The 26,019-nt window shown below is 45.1% G+C and carries 28 protein-coding genes; 7 read left to right on the top strand and 21 right to left on the bottom strand.

Annotation, left to right across the window (positions count from 1 at the left end; translation table 11 throughout):
* Nucleotides 1-71 precede the first annotated feature (71 nt).
* From R7D93_RS07600 to aspS, 21 genes are all read right to left on the bottom strand, one after another.
* Nucleotides 72-1,238 carry a glutathionylspermidine synthase family protein gene (locus R7D93_RS07600; protein WP_042522104.1) on the bottom strand — a complete coding sequence of 389 codons (1,167 nt, stop codon included), beginning with the start codon at nt 1,236-1,238 and terminating at the stop codon, nt 72-74.
* An 8-nt stretch (nt 1,239-1,246) separates the two neighbouring features.
* The gene (locus R7D93_RS07595) at nt 1,247-1,816 is read right to left on the bottom strand and encodes a DUF1190 domain-containing protein (RefSeq protein ID WP_025766906.1); all 570 of its coding nucleotides are present in this window, start codon (nt 1,814-1,816) and stop codon (nt 1,247-1,249) included.
* Nucleotides 1,817-1,824: 8 nt separating this feature from the next.
* Nucleotides 1,825-2,241 (bottom strand): DUF350 domain-containing protein, encoded by a 417-nt coding sequence (locus R7D93_RS07590; protein ID WP_005378281.1) that lies wholly within the window; start codon nt 2,239-2,241, stop codon nt 1,825-1,827.
* The gene (locus R7D93_RS07585) at nt 2,241-3,284 is read right to left on the bottom strand and encodes a potassium channel protein (RefSeq protein ID WP_017820047.1); all 1,044 of its coding nucleotides are present in this window, start codon (nt 3,282-3,284) and stop codon (nt 2,241-2,243) included. Before R7D93_RS07585 ends, R7D93_RS07590 begins: the two co-directional genes overlap by 1 nt.
* A 118-nt stretch (nt 3,285-3,402) precedes the next feature.
* Nucleotides 3,403-4,464: a quinolinate synthase NadA gene (gene nadA / locus R7D93_RS07580; RefSeq protein ID WP_017820046.1), complete on the bottom strand. Its 1,062-nt coding sequence runs from the start codon at nt 4,462-4,464 to the stop codon at nt 3,403-3,405.
* Nucleotides 4,465-4,715: 251 nt separating this feature from the next.
* On the bottom strand, nt 4,716-5,468 hold the full coding sequence (ybgF, locus tag R7D93_RS07575) for a tol-pal system protein YbgF (RefSeq protein WP_225495531.1): 753 nt from the start codon (nt 5,466-5,468) through the stop codon (nt 4,716-4,718).
* Nucleotides 5,469-5,483: 15 nt separating this feature from the next.
* Nucleotides 5,484-6,008, bottom strand: a complete 525-nt coding sequence (pal, locus tag R7D93_RS07570; RefSeq protein ID WP_005378293.1) for a peptidoglycan-associated lipoprotein Pal — start codon at nt 6,006-6,008, stop codon at nt 5,484-5,486.
* Nucleotides 6,009-6,038: 30 nt separating this feature from the next.
* The gene (gene tolB / locus R7D93_RS07565; RefSeq protein ID WP_213868329.1) at nt 6,039-7,391 is read right to left on the bottom strand and encodes a Tol-Pal system beta propeller repeat protein TolB; all 1,353 of its coding nucleotides are present in this window, start codon (nt 7,389-7,391) and stop codon (nt 6,039-6,041) included.
* 12 nt (nt 7,392-7,403) lie between these two features.
* Entirely contained in the window at nt 7,404-8,471 is a 1,068-nt protein-coding gene (tolA, locus tag R7D93_RS07560; protein ID WP_213868328.1) for a cell envelope integrity protein TolA, read from the bottom strand.
* Between the two features lie 13 nt (nt 8,472-8,484).
* On the bottom strand, nt 8,485-8,928 hold the full coding sequence (locus R7D93_RS07555; RefSeq protein WP_005378298.1) for an ExbD/TolR family protein: 444 nt from the start codon (nt 8,926-8,928) through the stop codon (nt 8,485-8,487).
* Between the two features lie 3 nt (nt 8,929-8,931).
* Nucleotides 8,932-9,630, bottom strand: coding sequence for a protein TolQ (gene tolQ, locus R7D93_RS07550; protein WP_005378301.1), 699 nt, complete (start codon nt 9,628-9,630; stop codon nt 8,932-8,934).
* The gene (gene ybgC, locus R7D93_RS07545; protein ID WP_017820044.1) at nt 9,620-10,039 is read right to left on the bottom strand and encodes a tol-pal system-associated acyl-CoA thioesterase; all 420 of its coding nucleotides are present in this window, start codon (nt 10,037-10,039) and stop codon (nt 9,620-9,622) included. Before ybgC ends, tolQ begins: the two co-directional genes overlap by 11 nt.
* Before the next feature lie 172 nt (nt 10,040-10,211).
* Nucleotides 10,212-10,514 carry a cyd operon protein YbgE gene (gene ybgE / locus R7D93_RS07540; RefSeq protein ID WP_005378304.1) on the bottom strand — a complete coding sequence of 101 codons (303 nt, stop codon included), beginning with the start codon at nt 10,512-10,514 and terminating at the stop codon, nt 10,212-10,214.
* Nucleotides 10,507-10,614, bottom strand: coding sequence for a cytochrome bd-I oxidase subunit CydX (gene cydX, locus R7D93_RS07535; protein ID WP_000270284.1), 108 nt, complete (start codon nt 10,612-10,614; stop codon nt 10,507-10,509). The genes ybgE and cydX overlap by 8 nt, the downstream gene beginning before the upstream one ends.
* 12 nt (nt 10,615-10,626) lie before the next feature.
* Complete coding sequence (gene cydB, locus R7D93_RS07530; protein WP_005387923.1) at nt 10,627-11,763, bottom strand: cytochrome d ubiquinol oxidase subunit II; 1,137 nt, start codon at nt 11,761-11,763, stop codon at nt 10,627-10,629.
* A 17-nt stretch (nt 11,764-11,780) separates the two neighbouring features.
* Complete coding sequence (gene cydA / locus R7D93_RS07525) at nt 11,781-13,367, bottom strand: cytochrome ubiquinol oxidase subunit I (RefSeq protein ID WP_213868327.1); 1,587 nt, start codon at nt 13,365-13,367, stop codon at nt 11,781-11,783.
* A gap of 461 nt (nt 13,368-13,828) precedes the next feature.
* The gene (ruvB, locus tag R7D93_RS07520) at nt 13,829-14,833 is read right to left on the bottom strand and encodes a Holliday junction branch migration DNA helicase RuvB (protein WP_005378312.1); all 1,005 of its coding nucleotides are present in this window, start codon (nt 14,831-14,833) and stop codon (nt 13,829-13,831) included.
* 287 nt (nt 14,834-15,120) lie between these two features.
* Nucleotides 15,121-15,732: a Holliday junction branch migration protein RuvA gene (ruvA, locus tag R7D93_RS07515; RefSeq protein ID WP_017820041.1), complete on the bottom strand. Its 612-nt coding sequence runs from the start codon at nt 15,730-15,732 to the stop codon at nt 15,121-15,123.
* Between the two features lie 67 nt (nt 15,733-15,799).
* The gene (gene ruvC, locus R7D93_RS07510) at nt 15,800-16,321 is read right to left on the bottom strand and encodes a crossover junction endodeoxyribonuclease RuvC (RefSeq protein WP_005387909.1); all 522 of its coding nucleotides are present in this window, start codon (nt 16,319-16,321) and stop codon (nt 15,800-15,802) included.
* A gap of 92 nt (nt 16,322-16,413) precedes the next feature.
* Complete coding sequence (locus tag R7D93_RS07505) at nt 16,414-17,160, bottom strand: YebC/PmpR family DNA-binding transcriptional regulator (protein WP_005378402.1); 747 nt, start codon at nt 17,158-17,160, stop codon at nt 16,414-16,416.
* A 143-nt stretch (nt 17,161-17,303) separates the two neighbouring features.
* Nucleotides 17,304-19,082 carry an aspartate--tRNA ligase gene (gene aspS, locus R7D93_RS07500; protein WP_225495529.1) on the bottom strand — a complete coding sequence of 593 codons (1,779 nt, stop codon included), beginning with the start codon at nt 19,080-19,082 and terminating at the stop codon, nt 17,304-17,306.
* 273 nt (nt 19,083-19,355) lie between these two features.
* Between aspS and R7D93_RS07495 the strand changes: the two genes are divergently transcribed.
* The 7 genes from R7D93_RS07495 (at nt 19,356) to R7D93_RS07465 (ending at nt 25,998) form a co-directional block, all read left to right on the top strand.
* Nucleotides 19,356-20,222 carry a DUF72 domain-containing protein gene (locus tag R7D93_RS07495; RefSeq protein WP_225495527.1) on the top strand — a complete coding sequence of 289 codons (867 nt, stop codon included), beginning with the start codon at nt 19,356-19,358 and terminating at the stop codon, nt 20,220-20,222.
* 93 nt (nt 20,223-20,315) lie between these two features.
* Nucleotides 20,316-21,053, top strand: coding sequence for a carboxy-S-adenosyl-L-methionine synthase CmoA (gene cmoA, locus R7D93_RS07490; protein ID WP_017635063.1), 738 nt, complete (start codon nt 20,316-20,318; stop codon nt 21,051-21,053).
* 81 nt (nt 21,054-21,134) lie between these two features.
* Nucleotides 21,135-22,106 (top strand): tRNA 5-methoxyuridine(34)/uridine 5-oxyacetic acid(34) synthase CmoB, encoded by a 972-nt coding sequence (gene cmoB, locus R7D93_RS07485; RefSeq protein WP_054700774.1) that lies wholly within the window; start codon nt 21,135-21,137, stop codon nt 22,104-22,106.
* Between the two features lie 276 nt (nt 22,107-22,382).
* Nucleotides 22,383-23,129, top strand: coding sequence for an ATP-dependent zinc protease (locus R7D93_RS07480; RefSeq protein ID WP_005378391.1), 747 nt, complete (start codon nt 22,383-22,385; stop codon nt 23,127-23,129).
* A gap of 11 nt (nt 23,130-23,140) precedes the next feature.
* Complete coding sequence (locus tag R7D93_RS07475; protein WP_005378389.1) at nt 23,141-24,646, top strand: inactive transglutaminase family protein; 1,506 nt, start codon at nt 23,141-23,143, stop codon at nt 24,644-24,646.
* Nucleotides 24,647-24,649: 3 nt separating this feature from the next.
* Nucleotides 24,650-25,618 (top strand): alpha-L-glutamate ligase-like protein, encoded by a 969-nt coding sequence (locus R7D93_RS07470; protein ID WP_005378387.1) that lies wholly within the window; start codon nt 24,650-24,652, stop codon nt 25,616-25,618.
* 227 nt (nt 25,619-25,845) lie between these two features.
* Nucleotides 25,846-25,998 (top strand): hypothetical protein, encoded by a 153-nt coding sequence (locus R7D93_RS07465; RefSeq protein ID WP_005378381.1) that lies wholly within the window; start codon nt 25,846-25,848, stop codon nt 25,996-25,998.
* The last annotated feature ends 21 nt before the right edge of the window (nt 25,999-26,019 follow it).

Raw genomic sequence — 26,019 nt, 5'->3', positions numbered from 1 at the left:
GCAACGCTGTCGACCATCAAGATTGAACGGCTGAATAGACAAAAAGCTCTCCAAATGGAGAGCTTTTTTGATCATGTTAAAATTACATGTGGAATATACCGCGCCATATCTTGAGTCACTAAGCTACTGTCTTCCCTAATCGAAATACCGGCAGCTCTATCATTGACCAACCAACTGCCAATTAACGTATGGTTGTGCCCAAACTTAGGTAGTGGATGGTATTGCTGGACGATATTGAATTTAGATTCATAAGGCCCTGACGTTTTAACAAAACGTTTTCCATCGATGACGATCTCGATGTTCGCGCCCTCTCGAGAAAATAGTGGCTTGATGACATAATCTCTCATAGTGTTCGCTTTTGAATCGTTAGCAAAATAAGCGGGCAAAAGGTTCGGGTGATTAGGAAAGCGCTCCCACAATAACGGTAAAAGTGCTTTATTGGATAGAATCGACTTCCACATCGGTTCTAACCAGTTTACGTTCGCAGTCGCTAAGTACTTCGCATATTCCTCTTCAAACATAAACTCCCAAGGGTAAAGCTTAAACATCCAACGAATCGCTCTGTCGTCAGCATCCACAAACAGACCATCTTCCGTCACTCCAATATCTTCGACATGCACGAATGCCGTTGCTAACCCTGCCTCTCGCGCGCAATCCTCTAAATACTGGACAGTCCCTTTATCTTCTTCAGTGTACTTGCAGCAGCTAAAGTGAAGTGTTTGTCCTGGTTGGTATTTTGCTATTTCGGCAAAGCGCTCGATCAAAAAGTCTTGAAGAATATTGAATTGATCCGCGCTCTGGTGAACTCGACCTTTATTTACAACATCTTCTAGCCACACCCACTGCCAAAAGCCAGTTTCAAACAAGCTGGTTGGCGTATCCGCATTGTTTTCCAGTAATTTTGCTGGCGAGGTCCCGTTGTACGCGAAATCCAGCCGCGAATAAAGCGAAGGTTCGCTTCGTCTCCATGAAGAAGCGACCTGCTCCCACATAGATTCAGGGATCGCACATTGCGTCAGCAACCGCTCACTCCGAACGACTTCATCCACAATAGCCAGGCACATCTGATGCAGCTCTTCAGTGGGCGCTTCTATATCGCGCTCAATTTGCTCCAGCGTGAATTGATAGTAAGCACTCTCATCCCAATACGGTTGGTCATACATGGTATGGAAACCAAAACCAAACTGGCGTGCTAATTCACGCCAGTTTTCGCGCTCTTGTATTTCTCGTCGAAACATAGTGCTTTTTAACCGCCTCGACTGACCGACACCGCTTTACCAAACCCGCCTCGAGACATCGCCCTGCCAATGGTGCCGCCACCACGTTTATTAAGGCTATTCGTCGCAACTTTGGTCGGCTGATTTCGGTAGGAGCCAAAGAATTGTCCTGCTCCATTATAGAATTTGGATTTATAACGGTACATCGGCTCTGAGTAATAGCTCTTGTTATAACCTTTCAACCCGCTTAATGAGCGACTGTAAAAAAAACCGCCAAAGTTAGGTACATAAGCTCGGGAACTGGAACTGTAGTAACAATCATCCTCGTAGAAATCATTCTCGCATTCGAACTCGCTGCGGTAGCGAGGGGCATTTTGTTCGGCACGAGCTAAAGCTTCTTGGTATGCAATGTCACACTGTTCACTAAACTCAGGCGAGTTAGATTTACACTCATCAGCATCAGAAAAAATGTACCCTTCTGTTTTTGACTCGTACGTAGCAAAGAAGAAAATACCACCAAAGGCAGCAAAGGGAAGAATTTTCCCAAGCTTTAAGCTTTTGTCCATGGAAGAACGTTTAACGTTAGAACTCCGCTTCATCGTTCCTCCTAGTAGGTCATGCACGCGGCATTCAATACGCCAACGGAAACAGAAACTGCTGCTAATACAATACCGGCTGGCAGTTCATCTTTTTCGATACGCTCTGCCACTTTCGGAAGTAAAATAAAGCGTACAATTGCAAATGCAATAATTTGAGCAAGCATTGCAACAACGCCCCATACCATAAAATCGACGATATTGACTGAGTTTTTTGCCGCCCCCGAAATCGCGAGACAGTAACCAAGGAAGGCCCCACTTAGCGCAATCGCTGCTGCTGTATTTTGTTTTTCTTTGATCAGATGCCACTCATCGTATGGCGTCAACTTGACGTAGATGAACTTAAACGCCAATACAAAAATAATAGAAACAGAGAAATAGAGTAAAAAGTTTGGGAAGCCTGCTAACAGGCCAGCAATCATGTGCATTATTGTTCCTTGTTCATTTCTTTCCAGGCAAAATCTTCAATACGTTCATCTGCAATGTAAAACAGCTTGGTACTCGCGGGTACTTCAGCATCTAAATCTGGGTTGAGTTGAATACCATCGCCAATATCAAAAGCAATCAGCGTGGCATGATGGCGTCTTTTGAGAAAAACGAAGAGATTCTCAATAGTGGTGGCAGACTGACCCTCGGGATAAATAACTGAGTATTGCGTCATACCTCGTGTTGAAGCCAAAAGCTCCTGATGAAGCGCACTTGAGCCCGGGTCAACCGCCGCTTTTGCCAACATTTCTGCGCCAACAGCAGGTATGCATTCCGCTTTCGGGCAATGCTGACTTAGAAGTCGGCCTAGCGCTTCATCTTTAAAGTAAGCGACCAAATGAGCGGAAGGGTTTACAGATGCGCAGTATAGAGCGGCTGACAAGGTAATGTCGTCCGAGAGATTATCCACAATAATGCAAGCGGCTTCGGCAATATTGGCGTTTTTCATTTCTTGCGAATCGGTATAACTGGTCACTTTGATAAAACTGATTTCGCCAGGTAACGGGTTCTCTATTTCTGAACGGCTGCATAAAACAATCGGACGCTTTCCCTCTTCTTCATGTTGTAACATGCGAATAAGGTGCATCGTTCTCGATCCATTCCAGCCCAACAATACAATATGGTTTTCCACTCTTACTCTCCGTTTTCCTAAAATACCCGCTCGCCAATAGTCCATCGCTGCTCCAGCGACACGCCCCAATAATGCGGCGAATAAGCTCAAACCGCCGGGGATTACAAATAGTACGACAACCCATTTACCCATATCTGTTACTGGAGAATGGTCGCCATAACCCACCGTACTCGCCGTAACCATGAGGTAATAGATAAAGTTAGCGAAACTGTCTGTTAATGCTGTTTCACCAGCGAGAACCAGCAGCCACCATGAAAGGCTCACATATAAGCCACTAAAGATGAGAAGGCTTCGGTTGCTCAATTTAAAAAGGTGGGAACTAAGCCACTTTTTAACTACTAACCACACCGCCATAAATTTATGACCTCGATATTCATTGATTGCATCAATAGTAACTCATTGATAGTAAGACACAAAAAAACCAGCCATATTCGGCTGGTTTTTGAGATTTACTTTCAGTTACGCCTACTTTTTAAGCATTACCTTTCACTTGCATATTTAGCTGCTCAGCAAAATCTAGCATGCGGTTCAGTGGGATAAGTGATTTCACACGTAGCGCTTCATCAACAAAAATTTCGTGCTCTTCACCACCTTCACTAAGCGCTTTCTCAATTGCTTTCAAACCGTTCATTGCCATCCAAGGACAGTGTGCACAGCTGCGACATGTTGCGCCTGCACCTGCGGTTGGCGCTTCGATAAGTTCTTTCTCTGGCACAAGTTGCTGCATTTTAAAGAAAATGCCTTTGTCTGTCGCAACGATCATTTGTTTGTGAGGAAGCTCTTTCGCTGCTTTGATCAGCTGACTCGTTGATCCAACGGCATCGGCAAGTTCTACGACGCTTGCTGGTGACTCAGGGTGAACCAAAATAGCCGCATCTGGATACACGCTCTTCATTTTTCGTAGCGCATCAGCAGAGAACTCATCATGAACCACACACTCACCCTGCCAAAGCAGCATATCTGCGCCAGTTTTGTTAGCGATGTACGATCCTAGGTGACGGTCTGGTCCCCAAATAATTGGCTTATCTTCAGCGTCTAAGTGTTCCACGATTTCAAGCGCAATGCTCGATGTAACGACCCAGTCGGCACGGGCTTTAACCGCTGCTGAAGTATTTGCGTAAACTACAACCGTATGATCAGGGTGAGCATCACAAAACTCGCTGAACTTATCCGCAGGACAGCCAAGGTCAAGCGAACATTCCGCTTCCAACGTTGGCATTAGAATGCGCTTTTCTGGTGTCAGAATTTTGGCCGACTCGCCCATAAAGCGAACACCACCAATAATCAATGTACTTGCAGGGTGACGATTACCAAACTTCGCCATTTCCAACGAGTCACCAACAAACCCGCCAGTGTCTTCAGCTAGGGCTTGAATCTCAGGGTCGGTATAGTAGTGCGCGATAAGTACCGCATCTTTTTCTTTGAGTAACTTTTTAATACGCTCAATGTAAGATGCTTTTTCTTCTTCGCTTAATGGAACTGGTTTCGGTGGGAATGGGTAAACAGTGTCGATTTTATCTAATATATGGCTCATTGCTCTTGCTCTACGCAACTTCCTTTAATCCGAGTATTGTAACCTCGTTAATTTTCAAAAACCAACTTGTCGCGGGGATTTCTAGCGGTCTAGCCGTATATCTTTGTTACAGGTAGCATTTCCGAGTAGCGAAATTCGGTGCAACACAAGGTCAGAGGCTCTGCATCATTGCTATCGACTTAGCCGTTCTGCACCAACAGAAAATGGAAAAGAAAAAGGAAGCCGAGGCTTCCTTTTCAAAACATAACGTCTTACAGCTTAGAGCTGGCAAGTTTTGCAGATGCACTACCTGGGTATTCATCAACCACTTGTTGGTAGTACTTTTTCGCTTGAGCTGCATTGTTATTACGCTCAGCGATTTCGCCTAATTTAAGCAACGCATCGGCTCGCTTATTGGAGTCTTTGTAAGACACCACAGCGGCAAAACTTTTCACTGCATCCTCATCCTGCTTTTTAGCGAAGTACAACTGACCTAGCCAGTAGTGAGAATTCGCTGAATATGTAGAATCAGGATAATCTTTCTGGAACTGCTGGAACGCTGCAATTGCGCCAGTGTAGTCACGTTTCTTAAGGATGAGGTCGACTGCATTTTGGTATGCCGTTTGCTCATCAACATTTGGTGTGTACTGACCACCTGTTTTAGCCGGTTTCGCTTCTTGCGCAGGCGCGGATTTTATCTCTCCACGAACACGATCCAGCTCGACAAACAACTCACGTTGACGTTGCAACATTTGCTTCATTTCGTAGCCATTTCGCTCTAATTGACCACGCAATTCACTGATCTCTTGTGACATTTGGTCAATTTGCTGTTGCATTTGGAGCTGAACGCGATTGCGGTTTTGTAGCAAGCGCTCTAGACGCTCTACTTCCGTTTCAGATGAACGGCTCTTAGAGACGGATGATGTGCTGTTGAGATCGGATACTGGAGCTGGTGCAGCGAACGCAAAGTTCGCTGCACTTGCCAGTAACGTAAGCGCAACAGCGCGCTTAGTGTTACTGAACATGAGGATTACCTCGAATTAGTATACTAGAACCGCGCGACGGTTCTTAGCGTAAACTTCATCTGATTGACCTAGAAGAAGTGGCTTCTCTTCACCGTAGCTAACGATTGAGATTTGGTCAGCTTGAACACCTAGTGCTTGTAGGTAGTTCGCTACTGCTTGTGCACGACGCTCACCTAGAGCGATGTTGTACTCAGGAGTACCACGCTCATCAGCGTGACCTTCGATAGTTACGTTAAGTGCTGGGTTCTTGCTTAGGTAAGAAGCGTGAGCCGCTAGCATCTCTTCGTAATCTGCTGCAATTGTTGAGTTGTCAAAAGCAAAGTAGATTGTTTGAGTTTCACGTAGCGCTTGCTCTTTTAGCTCTTGCTCTGTCAACTGACCGCTTTGATCAATTGGCGTAGCTACTGTTGTTTCCACTGCGCCATTGTTGTTTGTTGCTGCACCAGTGTTAGAAGCAGCGTCGTCGCTTGAACTACACGCTGTAACAGCCATTACAGGAAGCGCGATTAGTAGCCCTTTTAGAACCTTGTTCAGTTGCATCTTATTTTCCTTTATTAATCAAACTTATTACTACAAAAACGGTGACCATGCAGGCGCTCGAACACGCCCATTTGTTGCCGGTAATCTAGCTTTGAATCGACCATCAATTGACACCATCGATAGTACGTTTTTCTTGTTGTAAATCGAGCTATACACAACCATGCCACCGTTTGGGGCAATACTAGGAGACTCATCAAGCAAGGTCTTAGTTAAGACTTGAAGAGCACCAGTTTCCAAATCTTGTTTCGCCAAATTAAATCCTGCGTTGCTGCGGTTCACCATAACTAGGAATCGCCCATCAGGAGTAATCTGACCACCCAAATTTTGGCTGCCTTGCCAAGTCAAACGGTCAATAGAACCGCTGCCCAAATTTACTTGATAAATCTGTGGTTTACCACCCCTATCCGATGTGAAAATCAACGATTTTCCATCCGGATGCCAGAACGGTTCCGTATTATTTGATCTGCCACGCGTAATTTGCGTCAGCTTACGAGTGTTAAGGTCAAACGTATAAACATGAAGCGAGCCTGTTTTAGAAAGAACAATCGCTAAATTATTGCCATCTGGCGAAAATCTTGGCGCACCATTGTGACGTGGGTATGAAGTAATTTTCTCACGTTCACCGGTGTAGATGTTCATGATGAAGATTTCTGCTTGGCCATTTTGGAAGCTAACATATGCAAGCTTTTTACCATCGGGTGACCACGCTGGTGACATTAATGGTTGCTTAGAGCGTAAAACCAGACGCTCATTGTAGCCATCGTAATCAGCGACTCGAAGTTGGTAAGGGAAACGGTCTTTATCGTTCACTACCACATATGCGATACGAGTCATGAAAGCGCCACGGTCGCCAGTTAACTGCTCATACACCAAATCAGAGATACGGTGAGCGTACTCACGCATACGAGGCCCTTGAACAGTGGCTACTTTATTGAACAGCACATGATCTTTTGACAGGACTAATTCACCGTCACTACCAAGCGCCTTACTCTTCCCACCTGTTAACTGACCACGCACAATATCAACAAGTTGATAGTTGATAACGTAGTCACCTTGGTCGTTTTGCTTGATTGAACCAGTCAATAGCGCATCCACACCTAAATTGGTCCAAGCATCAAAATTAACTTCTGATTCACTGAACGGTGTTTGTGGCATTTTGCTCGTTGGAACTGGGCTGAATTTACCACTACGTTGTAAATCCGAGGCGATAACAGCAGAAACATCCGTTGGAAGCGCTTGTGTGCCCTCCCACTTAAACGGAACAACAGCAATTGGTCGTGCTGAATCAATACCATCGGTAATGACCAACTCTAATGCGGCATTCGCCACATTTGTCATACTGCTAAACAGTACAAACATTCCTAGTAAAAGGCGTCTAATCACGTCTTATTCCTTTTAGTCCAAAGCAACAGTTATGTTGATGTCTTTTAGTCTTTCATTGACCGCTGATTCTGAAGATTTAGGGAACGTCCCTACCTGAGCTATTGCTCGCTTCGCCGCAGCACATACTCGAGTATCGCCACTCAAAACGGTAACACCAGAGACCATCATATCAGTTCCTGTCGGAATCAATTTGATGTTTACCCTACACTCCTTTCCCAGCAAGTAGTCATCCTTAATCAGCTTTTGCTGAATATTTTGAGTATAGATGGATGACATACGAGAAAGTTCGTCGTCAATAAATTGATTGCGCGCAGCACTGTTTTTACTGACCTCATCCTCGAGACCCGCAAAAATATCATCTAACGCGGCTTCTTGAGCTTTACGCTCACGCTCGGCACGCTCAGCTGCTTCTCTCGCTTTACGCTCTCGCTCCGCTGCCTCTTTTGCCGCTTTCTCTTTTGCAATGCGCTCTTGTTCAGCTTTTTCAGCAGCTTCACGCTCACTACGTGCTTTTTCTTCCGCTTCTTTTGCTGCTTTTTCACGAGCCAAACGTTCTTGCTCAGCTTTTGCTATAGCCGCTTCTTTTGCTAAACGCTCCTGCTCAGCTTTACGCACGGCTTCTTCTTTTTCCTTGCGCTCTTTTTCTAGCTTAGCAGCTCGCTCTTTTTCTTTGCGAACACGTTCTTCTTCCTGCTTGCGCTCTTGCTCTTTTTTCTTACGTGCAGCTTCTGCTTCTCGCGCCGCTTGAGCATCTTTCGCTTGCTGCTCTTTCAACTTGCGAATTTGCTCTTCTTCAGCTTTGCGGTTTTTTTCTAGCTGCTCTGCTTCGCGTCTCAGTTTATCAAGACGCTCTTGTTCTTTTTTCGCTGCCTTTTCGCGTTGCTGGCGAATTTCTTTCGCTTGTTGCTGCACAAGTTTTGGATCGATGACAACAGCTTGAACCATTTGCCCTGTAGGCTCTGGTTTAGACATGTTGAAGTCCGTCCCCCAAAGCAGGGCTGCAACTAGAATTGCATGCAAACCAACCGATATTGCTATCGGTTTGGCGTATTGGTTGGGTTTCTTCTTGTGATCTTTCATAGATAATTGATGTCTATTCCCTGATATCGGTCATTAGACCTACCTTAGGGATACCAGCTCGACTTAGTTCATCAAGCAATAGAACAACATCGGCATATGGTGTTGCCGCGTCGCCACCTACCGCAACTGGTGAGTCCGGCTTAACCTCTCGCTCCGCTTTCACTCGCACAATAACATCTTGCAACGACAAACCTCGCTGAACTTCTTCATCATTTACGCTTAGGCCTAAATTACCCTCGCTATCAATTTCGATGATAATAAAGCTACTGTCAGTCTCGCCAGCAAGGTCTTGCATAGATTCTGCGGTCGATGTTTTCGGAAGATCAACGTCGACGCCTTGAGTCACAAATGGAGCGGTCGCCATAAAAATGATCAACAGTACGAGCATTACGTCGATATACGGAACAACGTTGATCTCCGCTGTCATTTTTCGCTTTTTAGGTTGATAACCCGCCATGCTTTATTCCTTATCCGCGCTGTCTCGGCCAGCCATCGCTTGACGATGAAGGATGCTGTGGAATTCTTCAGAAAATGTTGCGTAAGTGTGCTCTAGTTTACTCACTTTATTGCTTAGGCGGTTGTACGCCATTACTGCCGGAATAGCCGCAAATAGCCCCATCGCTGTCGCGATAAGTGCCTCGGCGATACCCGGTGCAACCATAGACAACGTAGCTTGCTTTACTTCACCCAGCGCAATAAAGGCGTGCATGATGCCCCAAACGGTACCAAATAGGCCGATATAAGGGCTTATAGAACCGACTGTTGCCAAAAACGGTAAGCTTGTTTCTAGCTCATCTACTTCACGAGAAACAGCAACGCGCATTGCGCGGCCAGTGCCTTCCATGATGTAAGCTGGTGAATTTGCGTTGCTCTTACGTAGGCGAGCAAACTCTGTAAAACCTGCGTAGAAGATTTCTTCTGTGCCTTCAATTTCGTCTTTACGCGCTTTTACTTTTTGGTAAAGCTGAGAAAGATCAGTACCCGACCAAAATTTGTCTTCAAACTGCTCTGCATTTTTTGATGCTTGAGAAAGCACTTTGCTGCGCTTGATGATCATTGCCCATGACACAATTGACATGCCAAGCAACGTCAGCATCACAAGCTTTACCAACAGACTGGCCTGAAGAAAGAGATCTAAAATGGAAATATCAGCAGTCACTATTTGTTAGCTCCGAATTTATAAAGGTTGGAATAGCTATTGGTTTCATTTTCTTATTATCGATACATGCTACCTTAACCGAGGCCTTGCACAATATCTTGCCTTGATCATTGACCAACTCTTGACAGAATTGCAGAGAAGCACGTTTTATTTCTGACACTCGGGTTACGACTGTCAGATGCTCGTCCAGCCTAGCCCCTTGGTTGAAATCGATATCCATGTGTCGGACAACAAAGCCGATATTTTGTTCCAGTAACACATGTTGAGAAATGCCTTTAGCACGTAACATCTCTGTCCGTGCGCGCTCAAAGAATTTTAGATAATTAGAATGATATACAACACCGCCCGCATCAGTGTCTTCATAGTACACGGTGATCGGCCAGTGAAAGAGATTTGATGTGCCTTGCAAGGGAGTACCAATATATTCAATTCTTTAAAGTAATTACTATAACTGAAGCGACAGCAATTGGTACCGAGCTAAGGAAATATTTTTGAAATTTGTAGAAAAAATAAAAGCTAGGCGAGATACCTAGCTTTTATTCGATGATTTAGTAACCGACTTTATTACAGCATATTTCAGCCTAAATGAAATAAAGTGCCGTTAGATAAATTAAGATAGCTAACGAGAAATAAGGACTAAACAAAACTTGCCAGTACCAGTTTCTTGGCTTGAAGCCCACCCCATACACCATGCTTGAACATACAGACCAAATCAGTGCTGGTGCGATGATTGAGTTAAAACCACCAATTGCTTGATGGTAAGCTTCAGGGTCCCACATCACCAATCCTACGTGCATAAAGCCAAGGATGAGAGATAAGACTCGTAGCAGAGTCTTATCCATTGGTGCGTGAAGTTTCGCTACCTTATCAGCGAGGTTACTCACTGTCTTTATCCATCATTTCTGAGTGCTCTAGCCAAAGAGCGTTGATGATACCGAATGCACAAGCAAGTAGTACACCTAGAATCCATGCGAAATACCACATAGTAAATGCTCCTTAGTAAAGTGAGTTTTTGTTGTCTTCAATGTACTGGTCATCAAGGCGACCAAACATCTTGTAGTAAGTCCAAGATGTGTAGCCAAGGATGATTGGCACCATAACAAACGCAACGCCTGTCATTAGGTTCAGAGTCAGCTCAGATGACGTTGCATCCCACATTGTTAAGCTGTGGCTTGGCATTAAGTCTGAAGGCATGATGAATGGGAACATCGCAAAACCTGCAGTAAAGATAACACCAGCAACACCCAAGCTTGAAGTAATGAACGAAATCGCACATTTTTCAAGACGAGATGCCAATACAGCGAGAAGCGGCATTGCAACACCTAGTACAGGAGCAGCCCATAGTAATGGGTAGTTTTCAAAATTCTTCATCCACGCACCAGCTTCACGGATAACCTCTTTGTTTAGAGGGTTAGAAGCTGCGTTAGTGTCGATACCGCCAACAATGACGTAGCCATCGATATTTTGGATCCAGAAACCAGCCGCTACAAACGCAGCAACCGTCAGTAAACCAGCCAACTGAGCAACGTTGCGCGCACGCACATGCACTTCGCCTGTTGTTTTCATTTGTAGCCAAGTAGAACCTTGCATCAAAATCATGAACAAGCTTACTAGACCACACAACAGTGCAAATGGGTTTAGTAGACCAAAGAATGAGCCATGGTATGTTGGCATCAAGAACTCACTCAATTGGAATGGTACACCTTGTAGAAGGTTGCCAAACGCTACACCAAAGATGATTGGCGGAACAAAACCACTGATTGAGATACAGATATCCCAGCTATTGCGCCATTTTGGATCTTCGATTTTAGAGCGGTAGTCTAGGCCAAGAGGACGAAGCCATAGCGCTGCTAGTGTCAAAATCATCGCTAAGTAGAAGCCTGAAAATGACGTTGCGTAAACCAAAGGCCAAGCTGCGAACAGTGCACCACCAGCAGTGATAAGCCAAACTTGGTTACCATCCCAGTGAGGAGCAATTGAGTTAATCATGACACGGCGTTGCGTGTCGTTTTTACCGATGATAGGTACAAGCGCGCCTACACCCATATCGAAGCCGTCTGTTACTGCAAAACCAACTAGTAGAACACCGATTAGTACCCACCAGATGAGTCGCAAGATTTCGTAATCAAACATCTTGTTATCTCCTTACCTTACGCTTCTACTTGGCGACTAACTTTGTCTTCAACAGAGTCAGCATTTTGCTCGAAGTGGTAGCGACCCGTTTTCAGGCTACTTGGGCCTTTACGAGCGAATTTCAACATTAGGTAGACTTCTGCAATCAGGAATACCGTGTATAGCGCCAGAATTGCGAAGAGTGAAGTCCAGATTTCACCTGCAGTTAGTGCAGAAGCTGCAACATGCACTGGTAAAATTTCACCTACAGCCCAAGGTTGACGGCCGTACTCAGCGACGAACCAACCCGCTTCAATTGCAATCCAAGGTAGTGGAATGCTAAATAGTGCAGCTTTTAGAATCCATGGTTTCTGCTCAATCTTCTGACGACACGTTTGGATAAACGCCGCACCAAAGACAAACAACATGATGAAGCCACAAGCAACCATGATACGGAATGACCAGAATAGCGGCCATACTGTTGGGATTGAGTCGTCCGCAGCAGCTTGGATTTGCTCTTCTGTTGCATCAACAACATTGTCTGTGTAGCGTTTTAGAAGTAGACCGTAACCTAGGTCACCTTTCACTTCATCAAACGCAGTCATGTTTTCTTCTGACTTGTCGCCCGCACGAAGCTTCTCTAGAAGTTCATAAGCGTACATGCCGTCACGAATACGATCGACGTGTTCATCACGTAAATCACGAAGACCTGTTACTTGCTCATCAAAAGAGCGTGTCGCGATAATACCCATTACGTAAGGGATCTTAATTGCGTAATCGGTATGCATCGTTTCCTGGTTAGGAACACCAAATAACGTAAATGCGGCAGGTGCAGGTTCAGTGTGCCACTCTGCTTCAATTGCAGCGAGTTTCACTTTTTGAACTTCACCAAGCTCGTAGCCAGATTCGTCACCAAGAACGATGGTAGATAAGATAGCTGCAATACCGAAAGAAGCAGCAATAGCAAACGAACGACGAGCAAACGCAATGTCACGACCTTTTAATAGGTAGTATGAACTGATGCCTAGAATAAACATTGCGCCACAAGTGTAACCAGAAGCAACCGTATGCACGAACTTAACCTGAGCAACTGGGTTTAGTACAACCTCAGAGAAGCTCACCATTTCCATTCGCATGGTTTCGAAGTTGAAATCTGCGCCTACTGGGTTTTGCATCCAGCCGTTTGCGATAAGAATCCAAAGAGCAGAGAAGTTAGAGCCTAGTGCCACAAGCCAGGTAACCGCTAAGTGTTGGCGTTTAGATAGACGATCCCACCCGAAGAAGAATAGACCAACAAAAGTTGACTCCAGGAAGAATGCGACAAGTGCTTCGATCGCTAGCGGTGCACCGAAGATATCACCTACATAGTGGGAGTAGTAAGACCAGTTCGTACCAAACTGGAACTCCATGGTAAGGCCTGTCGCCACACCAAGTGCAAAGTTAATACCGAATAGCTTACCCCAGAACTTGGTCATGTCCTTATAGATTTGCTTGTTCGTCATTACGTACATCGATTCCATAATGGCCAGAAGGAAGGCCATACCAAGGGTCAATGGTACGAATAGGAAGTGATACATCGCTGTCAGTGCAAACTGCAACCGCGATAGATCAACTACGTCAATCATGGTAACTCCTATGTGTCGGCTGAATGACACTCTCTACATATTGCAATCCATATTCAGGTGTTATTTACACTTGAAAAATGTTGAATTATCACAACTCATTGTTGCAAAAATGTGCTTCATTGGTTAGTTAATTGTTAAGCATCAGCTAATATAGCTGGGGCTAATATTACTTGTAAAAACAGATTGTTTCAAAAGGTTTATAGCCGTAACGCGCTTTGATATACATCAATGTTTATGCGCGGAATTTGCACAAAAATCCATCACATTGATCTAGATCAACCAGTATTGGATACGGATGTTAAGAGAGAGTAATCAGGAGAGAAATTAACCAGTTGCAAGCAAACATCGAGTTAACAATCAATGCTTTTTACTTACTAAACCAGTATGAGAAAAAATTCAAAAAATGTGAGTTTGGTCAACTTTAATGAAGCGCTGGGCAACAAAGGCCCAGCGAGGGAATCTTATTTTTCAATTCCGAAATGCAAATACGCACGATCTGTCGCGATTCTTCCACGCGGAGTGCGTTGTAAATAACCTTGCTGAATAAGATAAGGTTCAAGAACGTCTTCAATAGTGTCCTTTTCTTCACCTATCGCCGCTGCCATGTTGTCGAGCCCGACCGGACCACCACCAAATTTTTCCATAATCGCGAGTAGTAGCTTACGGTCCATGTAATCGAAGCCTTCGGCGTCCACATCAAGCATATTCAACGCCTTATCGGCAACATCGGCACAAATGTGACCATTGCCTTTTACTTCCGCATAATCACGAACACGACGTAGCAAACGGTTAGCAATACGTGGTGTGCCACGCGCACGTCTTGCCACTTCCAATGCACCTTCAGGTTCCATTGATAAACCTAAACAATCCGCGCTTCGCTGCACGATATCTTGGAGGTCTTTTATCTTATAAAACTCAAGGCGCTGAGTAATACCAAAGCGGTCGCGCAATGGTGACGTTAAAGAGCCCGCTCGGGTCGTCGCACCAATTAACGTAAACGGTGGTAAATCGATCTTAATAGAACGAGCGGCCGGACCTTCACCGATCATAATATCCAGTTGATAATCTTCCATCGCCGGATACAGCACCTCTTCAACCATCGGACTCAAGCGGTGAATCTCATCGATGAACAACACATCGTTTTCTTCAAGGTTGGTTAACAGCGCGGCCAAATCGCCTGCTTTCTCAAGTACAGGGCCTGAAGTAGTGCGAATGTTCACTTCCATTTCATTGGCAACGATATTCGCAAGTGTGGTTTTACCCAAACCTGGGGGACCAAAAATCAAAAGGTGATCAAGTGCTTCGCTACGTAACTGAGCAGCTTTAATGAAGATCTCCATTTGGTCACGGACATGGTCCTGACCTTGGTAATCCGCTAATTTTTTTGGCCGAATAGCACGATCAATGACATCTTCATCACGAAAGGCAGGGTTTTCTGGCGCGATTAAACGATCGGCTTCAATCATCTTTTTACCTTGAAAAATGGTTACCTGAGAGAATAATGCCGCTCGTTTAACAGCAAGTGGCATATTTCTATATCTCGTCATCCTGTACAGCGACGAAGGAGCGTGATACAGGATCTTCTATCCGAGCGATTTATGGTCAAATTGTTTCATTAACCGCTCAGCGTGCTGCTATTAGATTCCCAGTCTCGCCAGGCTCGCTGAAATGACACAAAAAAACATCGTTAAGCGATTGGCATTAACCTTAGAGAATGAGTTATCTTGAACAAATGTTCACTGTGCAACCAGCGTTACACCATTGATTTTAGAGCTTCACGGATCATTTGCTCACTGCTCATGTCCGGTTTAGCGATCTGAGATACCACTTTCGACGCTTGAGTCGGCTTGTAACCTAGAGCTAGAAGCGCACTGATTGCCTCTTCTTCCGCGTTGTTGGATGTCGCACTAGAATCCGCAGGAGCAGCATCCGTAAATGGTGTAAATAGATCGCCTGCGCCCCACCCTTTCAAGCGGTCTTTCATTTCAACAACCAATCGCTCTGCGGTTTTCTTGCCAACGCCTGGAAGCTTAACCAGCGTAGAAACGTCTTCATGTTCCACACAAGTAACAAATTGCGTTGCTGTCATACCAGAGAGAATACCAAGACCGAGTTTAGGACCAACGCCATTGGCTTTGATCACTTCACGGAAAAGTGCTCGTTCTTTTACCGTGTTGAAACCATATAGCAATTGCGCATCTTCACGGACAACAAAGTGAGTATAAATAATGGCTTCTTCGCCAACATTTGGCAGTTCGTAAAAACAGCTCATTGGCATCTGGACTTCATAGCCAATGCCATTAACTTCAATTAATACTTCAGGTGGTTGCTTTTCAATCAGTATGCCACGAAGACGTCCAATCACTATAAATACTCTTTGGAAATGAATTTGCGACAGGATAATAAAGAACTGGATAGACATCCAGTTAATTTTATCGATAGCGCCCTTTTCTGGCACTGGTTGCTTTGCCCGCTAAGGCAACGAGAGTCTTGTTAGTATTGGCATGACAAATCGCCACACCTAAAGCATCGGCCGCATCCGCTTGAGGCTTGGCGGGCAATTTAAGCATCTGCTGAACCATATGCTGAACTTGCGCTTTGTCCGCGCCACCAGTGCCTACGACAGCTTGCTTAATAAGACGAGCCGCGTATTCAAATACCGGCAACTCCGCATTCACCGCAGCAACAATTGCACTGCCACGAGCTTGGCCAAGTTTTAGCGCTGAATCCGCGTTTTTGGCCATAAACACTTGCTCGATCGCGAAAACGTCCGGTTGAAACTGGGTAATGATTTCCGTGACGCCTGCATAAATCTGTTTAAGCCGACCCGGAAGTTCTTTTTCTGAAGTACGAATGCAGCCACTACCAAGGTATTGCAAGTGGCGTCCATTTTGACGAATGACCCCATAGCCGGTAATGCGCGAACCTGGGTCAATGCCCAAAATAATTGACATGAATGTTCCTAAAAATGAGGCCTAATTCGGCCTCAGTCTTTTTATTATTACTTGCTAACTTCGGAGCAAATACCGCTCCCGACACCTTGAGTTTAATCTAGCGTAGCCGCAACGTCGTCAGAGATATCACCATTGTGATAAACCTCTTGAACGTCGTCCAGATCTTCCAAAGCGTCAATCAAACGAAGTAGTTTTGGCGCAGTATCCGCGTCCAAATCTGCTTTCGTAGATGGGATCAGCGACACCTCCGCGTTCTCTGCCTCAAAACCTGCGGCATCAAGGGCATCTTTTACGAGTCCAAAGTCACCTGGGGCCGTGTAGACATCAATCGAGCCATCTTCTGCCGTTTCAATGTCATCAGCACCACTTTCTAATGCCACTTCCATTACCGCATCCTCATCTAAACCTGGGCCATATGAAATCACGCCTTTCTTGTCGAAAAGATAGTTGACGCTACCATCCGTCCCCAGATTACCGCCTGACTTTGAGAATGCATGGCGTACGCCAGATACCGTACGATTTCGGTTATCCGTCATACATTCGACCATGACCGCCGTACCACCTGGACCATAACCTTCATAGATCACGGTTTCCATGTTGTCGTCGCCTTCACCACCAGCACCTCGGCTGACAGCGCGGTTGACAGTGTCACGTGTCATGTTGTTAGACAGTGCTTTATCAATTGCTGCTCGCAAACGTGGGTTATTTTCTGGCTCACCGCCCCCCTCTTTTGCCGCAACAACGATTTCACGAATTAATTTAGTAAAGATTTTGCCGCGCTTCGCATCTTGCGCTGCTTTACGGTGACGAATATTCGCCCATTTACTATGACCAGCCATAATTCACCTTTTAATGTATTTTGACGCTTAATAACAAAACATGTTCTAAAAAGCGTTGCTTGGGAAATTGCTTTGGAAGTTTCTTGGGTTTATTTAAACAAAAACTCCCGCAGTTGCGGGAGTTTTCTTCAAATGTTGTGCGCTTATTCTGCGTCTTTTTCTTTCGCTGCAGTTACTGCGATTGCTAGCTCTTCTAGCGCTGCTGGGTTCGCAATACTTGGTGCGTCTGTTAGTAGACACGCCGCTGCTGTTGTTTTAGGGAACGCGATAACATCACGGATGTTCTCTGTACCACATAGCAGCATTACTAGACGGTCTAGACCAAATGCAAGACCAGCATGTGGAGGCGTACCGAATTTCAGCGCATCAAGCAGGAAACCGAACTTAAGCTGTTGCTCTTCAGGTGTGATACCTAGAATATCAAATACGGCTTCTTGCATATCTGCGTTGTGGATACGAACAGAGCCGCCGCCCACTTCGTAGCCATTTAGAACCATATCGTAAGCGTTAGAATTTGCCGCAGCAGGGTTTGCTTTTAGCTCTTCTGCAGTCACACCTAGAGGCGATGTGAATGGGTGGTGCATCGCGTGTAGGTTGCCTTCGTCATCTTCTTCGAACATTGGGAAGTCAACAACCCATAGTGGAGCCCATGCAGACTCATCCGTTAGCTCTAGGTCTTTACCTAGTTTCAAACGTAGCGCACCCATTGCTTCTGCAACGATGCCCGCTTTATCAGCGCCAAATAGGATAATGTCACCAGATTCCGCTTGAGTACGATCTAGAATGCCGTTGATCACGTCTTCATTTAGGAACTTAGCGACTGGAGATTGGATACCTTCCATGCCCGCTGCACGGTCGTTAACCTTCATCCAAGCTAGACCTTTCGCACCGTAGATACCAACGAATTCACCGTAGCCATCAATTTGCTTACGAGTCAGAGAAGCGCCACCTGGAACGCGAATAACGGCAACTCGGCCTTTTTCGTCGTTTGCTGGACCTGAGAATACTTTGAACTCAACGTCTTTCACTAGGTCAGCAACGTCTACTAGTTCCAGTGGGTTACGTAGGTCTGGCTTGTCAGAACCGAAACGACGAATCGCTTCGCTGAACGGCATTACTGGGAATTCACCTAGGTCAACGTTTAGTAGCTCTTGCCACATTTCACGAACCATTTTCTCAGTCGTTGCACGAACTTGGTCAGCCGTCATGAATGACGTTTCGATATCGATCTGAGTGAATTCTGGTTGACGGTCAGCACGCAAGTCTTCATCACGGAAACACTTAACGATTTGGTAGTAACGGTCAAAACCAGACATCATTAGAAGCTGTTTGAATAGCTGTGGAGACTGAGGAAGCGCGTAGAAGCTGCCTTTGTGAACACGGCTAGGTACTAGGTAGTCACGAGCGCCTTCTGGAGTCGCTTTTGTTAGTACTGGCGTTTCGATGTCTAGGAAACCGTTGTCATCTAGGAAACGACGAACAAAGCTAGACGCTTTAGCTCGTAGCTTGATGCGGTCGCTCATTTCTGGACGACGTAGATCTAGGTAACGGTACTTCAGGCGCTGCTCTTCAGAGTTCTTTTGGTTGAAGTCTAGAGGCAGAACATCAGAACGGTTGATGATTTCAAGACCTTTCGCAAGGATCTCAACTTCACCTGTTGCCATGTCTTTGTTTGCTTGGCTATCTGGGCGAACGCGCACTTCACCCGTTAGTTTGATACAGAATTCATTACGAAGTGTGTTCGCCACTTCATACGCATCCGCCATATCTGGATCAACAACTACCTGAACGATACCTTCGCGATCTCGCATATCAATAAAAATAAGACCGCCTAAATCACGACGACGGTTAACCCAGCCGCAAAGTTCTACAGTTTGTCCTGCAAGGGACTTGTTCAGGTGACCACAGTAATGGGTACGCATAATGAAATTCCCAATCTCTCAAATGTTGTTAACTACGCTCTGTCAGCCTCATTGCTAAGCAGAGTAAAGATTCAGTTATACGCTGAATGTCCACGAAAATCGACTACTCAACATACAATTACGTGTGTTTTATCATTCACTGGTGCTTTTTAGTACAACAAATGTTCAAAAGCGCACCAAAGCGAAAAAATTGGGGAGGATTATAGCGTGAAATTACCTATTTCAGCAAAACTCTCGTAAAGTATTCACACGAGTAGCAAGCAGTAAAGAATAATGGATAACTTACCTCTTCGACTTGGATTGACGATGTGGTCGCACAATCAATGGCAACAAAGTTTTTACGGCAGCGGGACAAAGCCCGCTGAACGTTTAGAAAGGTATACGCAAGTGTTTCATACCGTGGAAGGCAACACGACATTTTATGCCACACCGACGCTCAATACAGTGCAAAACTGGAGAGCCGCAACCCACGATGATTTTCGCTTTACTTTCAAACTTCCTAAAGCCATCACTCATGAGCAAATGCTAAGAGGTTGCAGCGAACAACTGAGAGACTTCATGAAAGTCATGGAGCCTTTGCATGACCGTGTGGGCCAATGGACAATTCAATTACCAGCCGCATTTGGTCCTGAGCACCTTGATCGGCTGAAAAAGTTCTGTGCGAACTTTCCACCTAACTTCCCTCTCGGTGTTGAGGTTCGCCATATGGCATTTTTCTCCAAAGGCGAAGAAGAGCGAGCACTTAACCAATGGTTAGTAGAGAATAATATTGACCGCATTATTATGGATAGCCGCCCAGTCTTTGCCGCTAAGCCCGACAATGAGGCGATTATTGATGCACAAATGAAAAAACCACGAGTCCCTGTTCACGCCATTGCTACCGCTTCACACCCTTTGATTCGCTTTATTGGTCATCCAGAAGAACAGCAAAATTACGAGTTTTTTAAACCATGGCTCAACAAGTTGCCACAATGGATTGCCGAAGGTAAACAGCCATATGTCATGATCCATACCGCAGACAATATAATTGCGCCAGAGTTGGCCGCAAACCTATATAAAGACATACAAAAGCGTATCACACTCCCTGAGTTATCACCTTTCCCAGCTGACGATGGCAACTCGCAGTTACAGATGTTCTAACGCAACACATGACAGAGGCGCGAAATTCCCATAAAATACGCGCCTTTTTTGGTGCCTGACATTTTCAGGCGGCTTGTATGCAGAGACTTAGTTATGAACCCTAAGAGCAATCCAGATACTATTTTTTCGGCTCCAATCGATAAAATTGGGGATTTCACGTTCGATGAACGCGTAGCGGAAGTATTTCCTGACATGATTCAACGATCGGTACCGGGTTACAGCAATATCATTTCTGCAATCGGTATGCTGGCAGAGCGTTTTGTAAAACCTCACTCAAACATCTATGACCTTGGCTGTTCTTTGGGTGCTGCAACATTGTCTATGCGTCGCCATATCAAACAAGAAGGTTGCCAAATCATCGCAGTGGACAACTCTCCTGCGATGGTTGAGCGTTGTAAACTTCACGTCAACGCTTACCGCAGTGACACTCCTGTGGATGTAGTAGAAGCAGACATTCGCAATATCGAAATTGAAAACGCGTCAGTGGTGGTGTTGAACTTCACTTTGCAATTCCTCTCTCCAGAAGATCGTTACTCCTTGCTCGAGAAAATTTACGCAGGCCTGCGTCCAGGCGGCATTTTGATTCTATCGGAGAAGTTCGTCTTCGAAGATGAAGTTTCGAACGAACTGTTAATTGACCTTCACCACGACTTTAAACGTGCGAATGGTTATAGCGAACTAGAAATCAGCCAAAAGCGCAGCGCGATAGAAAACGTAATGCGCCCAGATTCAAAGAAAGAACATAAAGAGCGTTTCGCTAAAATTGGCTTTTCTAGCTACGATGTTTGGTTCCAATGCTTTAACTTCGGCTCCATGTTCGCGATTAAATAGACCATGCATACAAAGCCTGAACCATACCGATTTCGGCTTTTGTTAATAATTTATACCCATCAACTCAGCGATTAACTAACTATGTTTAACTTTGCAAATTTCTACCAATTGATTGCCCAAGACACCCGTCTTCAACCTTGGCTTAATGTGCTTCCACAACAGCTAACGGATTGGCAAAATGCAGAGCACGGTGACTTTGGTCGCTGGTTGAAAGCCCTGAACAAAATCCCAGCGGGTAGACCGGACAGCATCGACATTGTTGATTCTGTCACGATTTCAAACAATGAGCCGATGCCTCAAGGGGAACTTAAAAAGCTAGAAAGCTTACTTCGTACATTCCATCCTTGGCGCAAAGGCCCATACCACGTACACGGCATCCATATTGATACTGAGTGGCGCAGTGATTGGAAATGGGACCGCGTGCTTCCACATATTTCTCCATTAAAGAATCGCAGCGTACTCGATGTAGGTTGTGGTAACGGCTACCACATGTGGCGCATGCTAGGCGAAGGTGCACGCTTAACTGTCGGTATCGATCCATCTCACCTGTTCCTGATTCAGTTCGAAGCAATTCGTAAACTAATGGGCGATGACCAACGTGCACACCTACTGCCATTGGGCATTGAACAACTACCTAAGTTGGAAGCGTTCGATACGGTATTCAGCATGGGCGTGCTTTACCATCGCCGCTCGCCTCTCGATCATTTAGTGCAACTAAAAGATCAATTGGTATCTGGAGGTGAACTCGTATTGGAAACACTCGTGATTGAAGGTGATGAGAATGCAGTACTGGTCCCGACTTCTCGTTACGCGCAAATGCGTAATGTCTATTTCTTCCCTTCAGCAAAAGCCCTAAAAGTGTGGCTAGAATTGGTCGGTTTTGAAGATGTTCGTATCGTTGATGAAAACATCACGTCCGTAGACGAACAACGTACCACAGATTGGATGACGCATAACTCTCTACCTGACTACTTAGATCCGAACGACCCAAGCAAAACTGTAGAAGGCTATCCTGCCCCTCGCCGCGCGGTTCTTGTCGCTCGCAAATCATAATTCGCTGAGATTCCTGACATTGTCTTAACTCATTTTACGAGTTAAGACATTACCCTCTTTCCTCGTAATGAGCGAGTTTGTTTTTTGAATCCATTTTTCACGTCAAAATATAAGCACGCTCTAAATAAGGATGCGCTTTTATGTCCTTGATTTTTGGCTTTTCATCACTATTCCTCAAACAATAAGTAATAGAGAAACATTCTTACTTGTGAGGCTTTATCGATATAAGCTAAACTCCTAAAAAATAAACAACTTAATCCAATCCCAAGGTTTTCAATGTTATTACGATTGACCCCGATTGTTGCCATCGCCTTACTATCTGGATGCTCATTAACCAAAGGCGAACAGTACCACCAAGAAACGTTAGCGGCGATTCAAAATTCAGAAGCGAATGTCAATAATCGCATTACCAACCTAGAGCTGCAGCTCAGCAACCAATCGGACTATATCGACAGCCTTGAAGAACAAGTCGATAAACTACAGGTTGAACTTCTTACATTTCGCGATGAAGCAATGGCAGAAGTAAAAAAACCGAAAGAGCCGATTATTGTCCAATCTCCCGCACCTGTGGAACCAACCCCAACTCACGATATTGTCCTTGGCTCTATCGAAAAGGTCACTGTAGAGTCGATTAAGCAAACTTTTGATGCACGTATCGACACTGGTGCCGCGACGTCGTCTTTAAATGCCGTTGATATTGAAGAGTTCGAAAGAAATGGCAAAAAATGGGTCCGATTCCACTTAGCAGACACCAGTAAATCCGAAGAAGAGAAAAGTACTTGGATCGAAGCTCCTGTCATTCGCTACGTCAAAATCCGCCAGGTTACCAGTGAAGAGTTAGAACGCCGCGCTGTGGTAGAACTTTGGGTGCGCGTTGGAAAAATTCATGAAAAAGCGCAATTTACGTTGGCAGATCGCTCACATATGAACCATCCTATTTTACTGGGTAGAGAATTTATGCGCGACATAGCACTTGTCGATGTAAGTCGTACCTATATCCAAACGGACGAAGATAAAAAATAATAAGGTAGATTATGACGTCAAAAATACCGTTTTACCTTTCTATCATCTTATTGGTGATTGCGGGCATTGCTCTGAGTGTTTTCAGACATGAAAACTACGGCGTGCCTTGGACGCCAGGCGAAACTCGCCAGGTATGGGATGTAGAAGCTCGTATTGAGTTCAATGCTAACGGCAACGAAGTAAAAGCGTCACTTGCAGCACCTCATACACAAAGTGGTTACACACTTATCGGTGAATCTGCTTCCTCATCAGGTTATGGCGTTTCCTACATCAATGACGATTCAGGCCGTCGTGCAGAATGGTCAATTCGCCAAGCTCAAGGGCCACAAACCATATACTACAAAGCCCAGTTCTTAGTAGACCCTCAGGCTAAAGTCACTCCGTTACCGCCAACGGAAGACATTACTCCACCAACGCTATCAGCACCACAAGCAGCAGCGGCAAATGCCCTTATCGAACGTGCGATGAGTCGCTCAGCCGATAATGTGACGTTTACTCGTGAGCTTATCAAAGCACTTAATGACCCAGATAGCCAAAACTCGTCGCTACTACTGAACGATTTCAGCCGTACTGATGCACTGCATAATATTTTGCTTACCGCAGGTATACAAAGCAAAACCGTCGGTGTTATCGAACTAGAAGATGGTCGTCGACGCCAAACAATTCAACCAATGGTTCAGGTTTGGTCAGGTAAAGATTGGGTACTGTTTTCACCAAAATCCGAACAAAAAGCAGTGAAACCCAACTTGTTAGTGTGGGATGAATCAAACGTATCCTTACTTGACCTTGTTGGTGGTAAAAATAGCCAAGTGCATTTCTCGATGATTAAGCAAGAAATGACACCACAACAAGCTACAAACAACAAAATAGAAGCAGATGGATTACTGAATATTTCAATTCATAGCTTACCTTTGGAAGAGCAAGCGATGTTCAAAACCATCATGCTCATCCCTATTGGTGCTCTGATCGTTGTGTTCTTGCGTGTGATTATCGGCCTGAAAACATCCGGTACCTTCATGCCTGTGTTGATTGCCGTTGCTTTTGTTCAAACTCAACTATTAACGGGTATTGTCGGTTTCTTGCTAATTGTAGGTACAGGCCTGATTATTCGAAGCTATTTGTCTAGGTTGAACTTATTGCTGGTAGCAAGGATATCTGCGGTCATTATTACCGTTATTATGATCATCTCGGTGTTCACCGTTGTTGCGTTTAAGATGGGCTTAACGGAAGGCCTAACAATTACCTTCTTCCCTATGATCATCTTGTCTTGGACGATTGAACGTATGTCAATCCTATGGGAAGAAGAAGGTGCGAAGGAAGTTGCTCTGCAAGGTGGTGGTTCATTGCTGACAGCGGTATTAGTTTACCTTGCAATGACGAACTCATACATTCAACACTTAACCTTTAACTTCATTGGTCTACAGTTGATTGTTCTGGCCGGTATTCTATTACTAGGTACTTACACAGGTTACCGCCTCACTGAGCTACGACGCTTCAAACCACTAGCGGAGGACTAAACGATGTTCGAAAGTTTTACTTCGCCGTCTAAGCTTCGCCATAAAGGCATTATGGGGATGAACAAGCGTAACCACAGCTATATTGGCCGTTACAATGATCGTTCTAAATACCCACTTGTCGATGACAAGCTAAAGACCAAAATTATTGCACAGGCAGCAGGAGCAACAGTTCCTGCCCTGATCGGTGTCATTCATAACCAAGCTGAAGTTAAGACTATCCACAAAATGGTTGAGAACTGGCCTGGTTTTGTAATCAAACCTGCACAAGGTAGTGGCGGTAAAGGCATTCTGGTTGTTACGTCTCACAAAAACGGGGTATATACCAAACCCTCCGGCTCTACAATTGGTAGGGATGAGGTCGAGCGTCACATTAGTAATGCGCTTGCTGGCCTTTTCTCTCTTGGTGGTAAAAATGACGTTGCTGTGGTTGAAAACTTAATCAAGTTTGATGACTGTTTTGATGGCTTCAGTTATGAAGGCGTACCAGATGTTCGGATCATCGTATTTAAAGGTTATCCAGTTATGGCGATGATGCGCTGTTCTACAGCGGCTTCCGACGGCAAAGCAAACCTTCACCAAGGTGCCGTAGGAGTAGGCATTGACATCGCGACAGGTAAAGCCGTCAGAGCGGTGCAGTTCGATCATCCAGTGACTCATCACCCTGATACAGGTAAAGACCTTTCGACCCTTCAAGTACCGCATTGGGAGCGCTTGCTGGAGCTTGCGTCAAGTGCCTGGGAAATGACAGGTTTGGGATACATGGGTACGGATATGGTGCTGGATAAAGATGAAGGACCTATGGTTTTAGAGCTTAACGCTCGCCCTGGTCTGGCAATCCAAATCGCTAATGGTGCAGGCTTGCTTCCTCGTTTGAAACACATAGAGAGCCTTGGCACACCTGCTGAGTATCCAAAACCGATTGAACGCGTCGCTTACGCAGCAGAGCAGTTCGGTGTGAAGCCGTTGTTCTAACCCTCCGACCTAATGTTCGTTATTACTCGCCAGTAATTGTCATGATTACTGGCGTTTTTGTTCCCGCATCCAAAAACCTTGCACTTGCTCTCCTTATTAAACACATCCTTCTCATATATAAGTTGAATCAATGATCGAGCTAACAAAATCAACATAGATCGTTTCTTTTCTACTTTGCCTTTTGAGTATGATGAGAGCTCCCCTTACTCAACTTGAGAGGTTGGGAAATGCTAATAAAAGAAACAAATAATGATGAACCAGAGCTTGAAGAACAAGAGAGCTTAGACCAACACCTACAACGCTTGTCTGAGCTTTCTGTCCAAGCACTTGAAGAGCTTGCTGAAATGATCGAAGTCAGGGACGATATTCCAGAGGAATAAACGTCGCTTCCTCATTAAGTT

The sequence above is a fragment of the Vibrio sp. YT-15 genome, from assembly GCF_033337445.1.
GTDB classification, from domain to species: Bacteria; Pseudomonadota; Gammaproteobacteria; order Enterobacterales; family Vibrionaceae; genus Vibrio; species Vibrio alginolyticus.
This window is presented reverse-complemented; position numbering and strand designations above follow the sequence as displayed.

Coding starts and splice junctions, on each gene's coding strand:
- R7D93_RS07595 (WP_025766906.1), bottom strand. CDS start 1,816: ATGAAGCGGAGTTCTAACGTTAAACGTTCTTCCATGGACAAAAGCTTA.
- R7D93_RS07465 (WP_005378381.1), top strand. CDS start 25,846: ATGCTAATAAAAGAAACAAATAATGATGAACCAGAGCTTGAAGAACAA.
- ruvC (WP_005387909.1), bottom strand. CDS start 16,321: ATGTCAATTATTTTGGGCATTGACCCAGGTTCGCGCATTACCGGCTAT.
- R7D93_RS07590 (WP_005378281.1), bottom strand. CDS start 2,241: ATGCACATGATTGCTGGCCTGTTAGCAGGCTTCCCAAACTTTTTACTC.
- R7D93_RS07585 (WP_017820047.1), bottom strand. CDS start 3,284: ATGGCGGTGTGGTTAGTAGTTAAAAAGTGGCTTAGTTCCCACCTTTTT.
- R7D93_RS07475 (WP_005378389.1), top strand. CDS start 23,141: ATGACGTCAAAAATACCGTTTTACCTTTCTATCATCTTATTGGTGATT.
- aspS (WP_225495529.1), bottom strand. CDS start 19,082: ATGCGTACCCATTACTGTGGTCACCTGAACAAGTCCCTTGCAGGACAA.
- cmoB (WP_054700774.1), top strand. CDS start 21,135: ATGTTTAACTTTGCAAATTTCTACCAATTGATTGCCCAAGACACCCGT.
- pal (WP_005378293.1), bottom strand. CDS start 6,008: ATGCAACTGAACAAGGTTCTAAAAGGGCTACTAATCGCGCTTCCTGTA.
- ruvB (WP_005378312.1), bottom strand. CDS start 14,833: ATGATTGAAGCCGATCGTTTAATCGCGCCAGAAAACCCTGCCTTTCGT.
- nadA (WP_017820046.1), bottom strand. CDS start 4,464: ATGAGCCATATATTAGATAAAATCGACACTGTTTACCCATTCCCACCG.
- R7D93_RS07495 (WP_225495527.1), top strand. CDS start 19,356: ATGGATAACTTACCTCTTCGACTTGGATTGACGATGTGGTCGCACAAT.
- tolA (WP_213868328.1), bottom strand. CDS start 8,471: ATGAAAGATCACAAGAAGAAACCCAACCAATACGCCAAACCGATAGCA.
- R7D93_RS07480 (WP_005378391.1), top strand. CDS start 22,383: ATGTTATTACGATTGACCCCGATTGTTGCCATCGCCTTACTATCTGGA.
- R7D93_RS07555 (WP_005378298.1), bottom strand. CDS start 8,928: ATGGCGGGTTATCAACCTAAAAAGCGAAAAATGACAGCGGAGATCAAC.
- R7D93_RS07470 (WP_005378387.1), top strand. CDS start 24,650: ATGTTCGAAAGTTTTACTTCGCCGTCTAAGCTTCGCCATAAAGGCATT.
- ybgF (WP_225495531.1), bottom strand. CDS start 5,468: ATGTTCAGTAACACTAAGCGCGCTGTTGCGCTTACGTTACTGGCAAGT.
- R7D93_RS07505 (WP_005378402.1), bottom strand. CDS start 17,160: ATGGCTGGTCATAGTAAATGGGCGAATATTCGTCACCGTAAAGCAGCG.
- cydX (WP_000270284.1), bottom strand. CDS start 10,614: ATGTGGTATTTCGCATGGATTCTAGGTGTACTACTTGCTTGTGCATTC.
- cydB (WP_005387923.1), bottom strand. CDS start 11,763: ATGTTTGATTACGAAATCTTGCGACTCATCTGGTGGGTACTAATCGGT.
- cydA (WP_213868327.1), bottom strand. CDS start 13,367: ATGATTGACGTAGTTGATCTATCGCGGTTGCAGTTTGCACTGACAGCG.
- cmoA (WP_017635063.1), top strand. CDS start 20,316: ATGAACCCTAAGAGCAATCCAGATACTATTTTTTCGGCTCCAATCGAT.
- R7D93_RS07600 (WP_042522104.1), bottom strand. CDS start 1,238: ATGTTTCGACGAGAAATACAAGAGCGCGAAAACTGGCGTGAATTAGCA.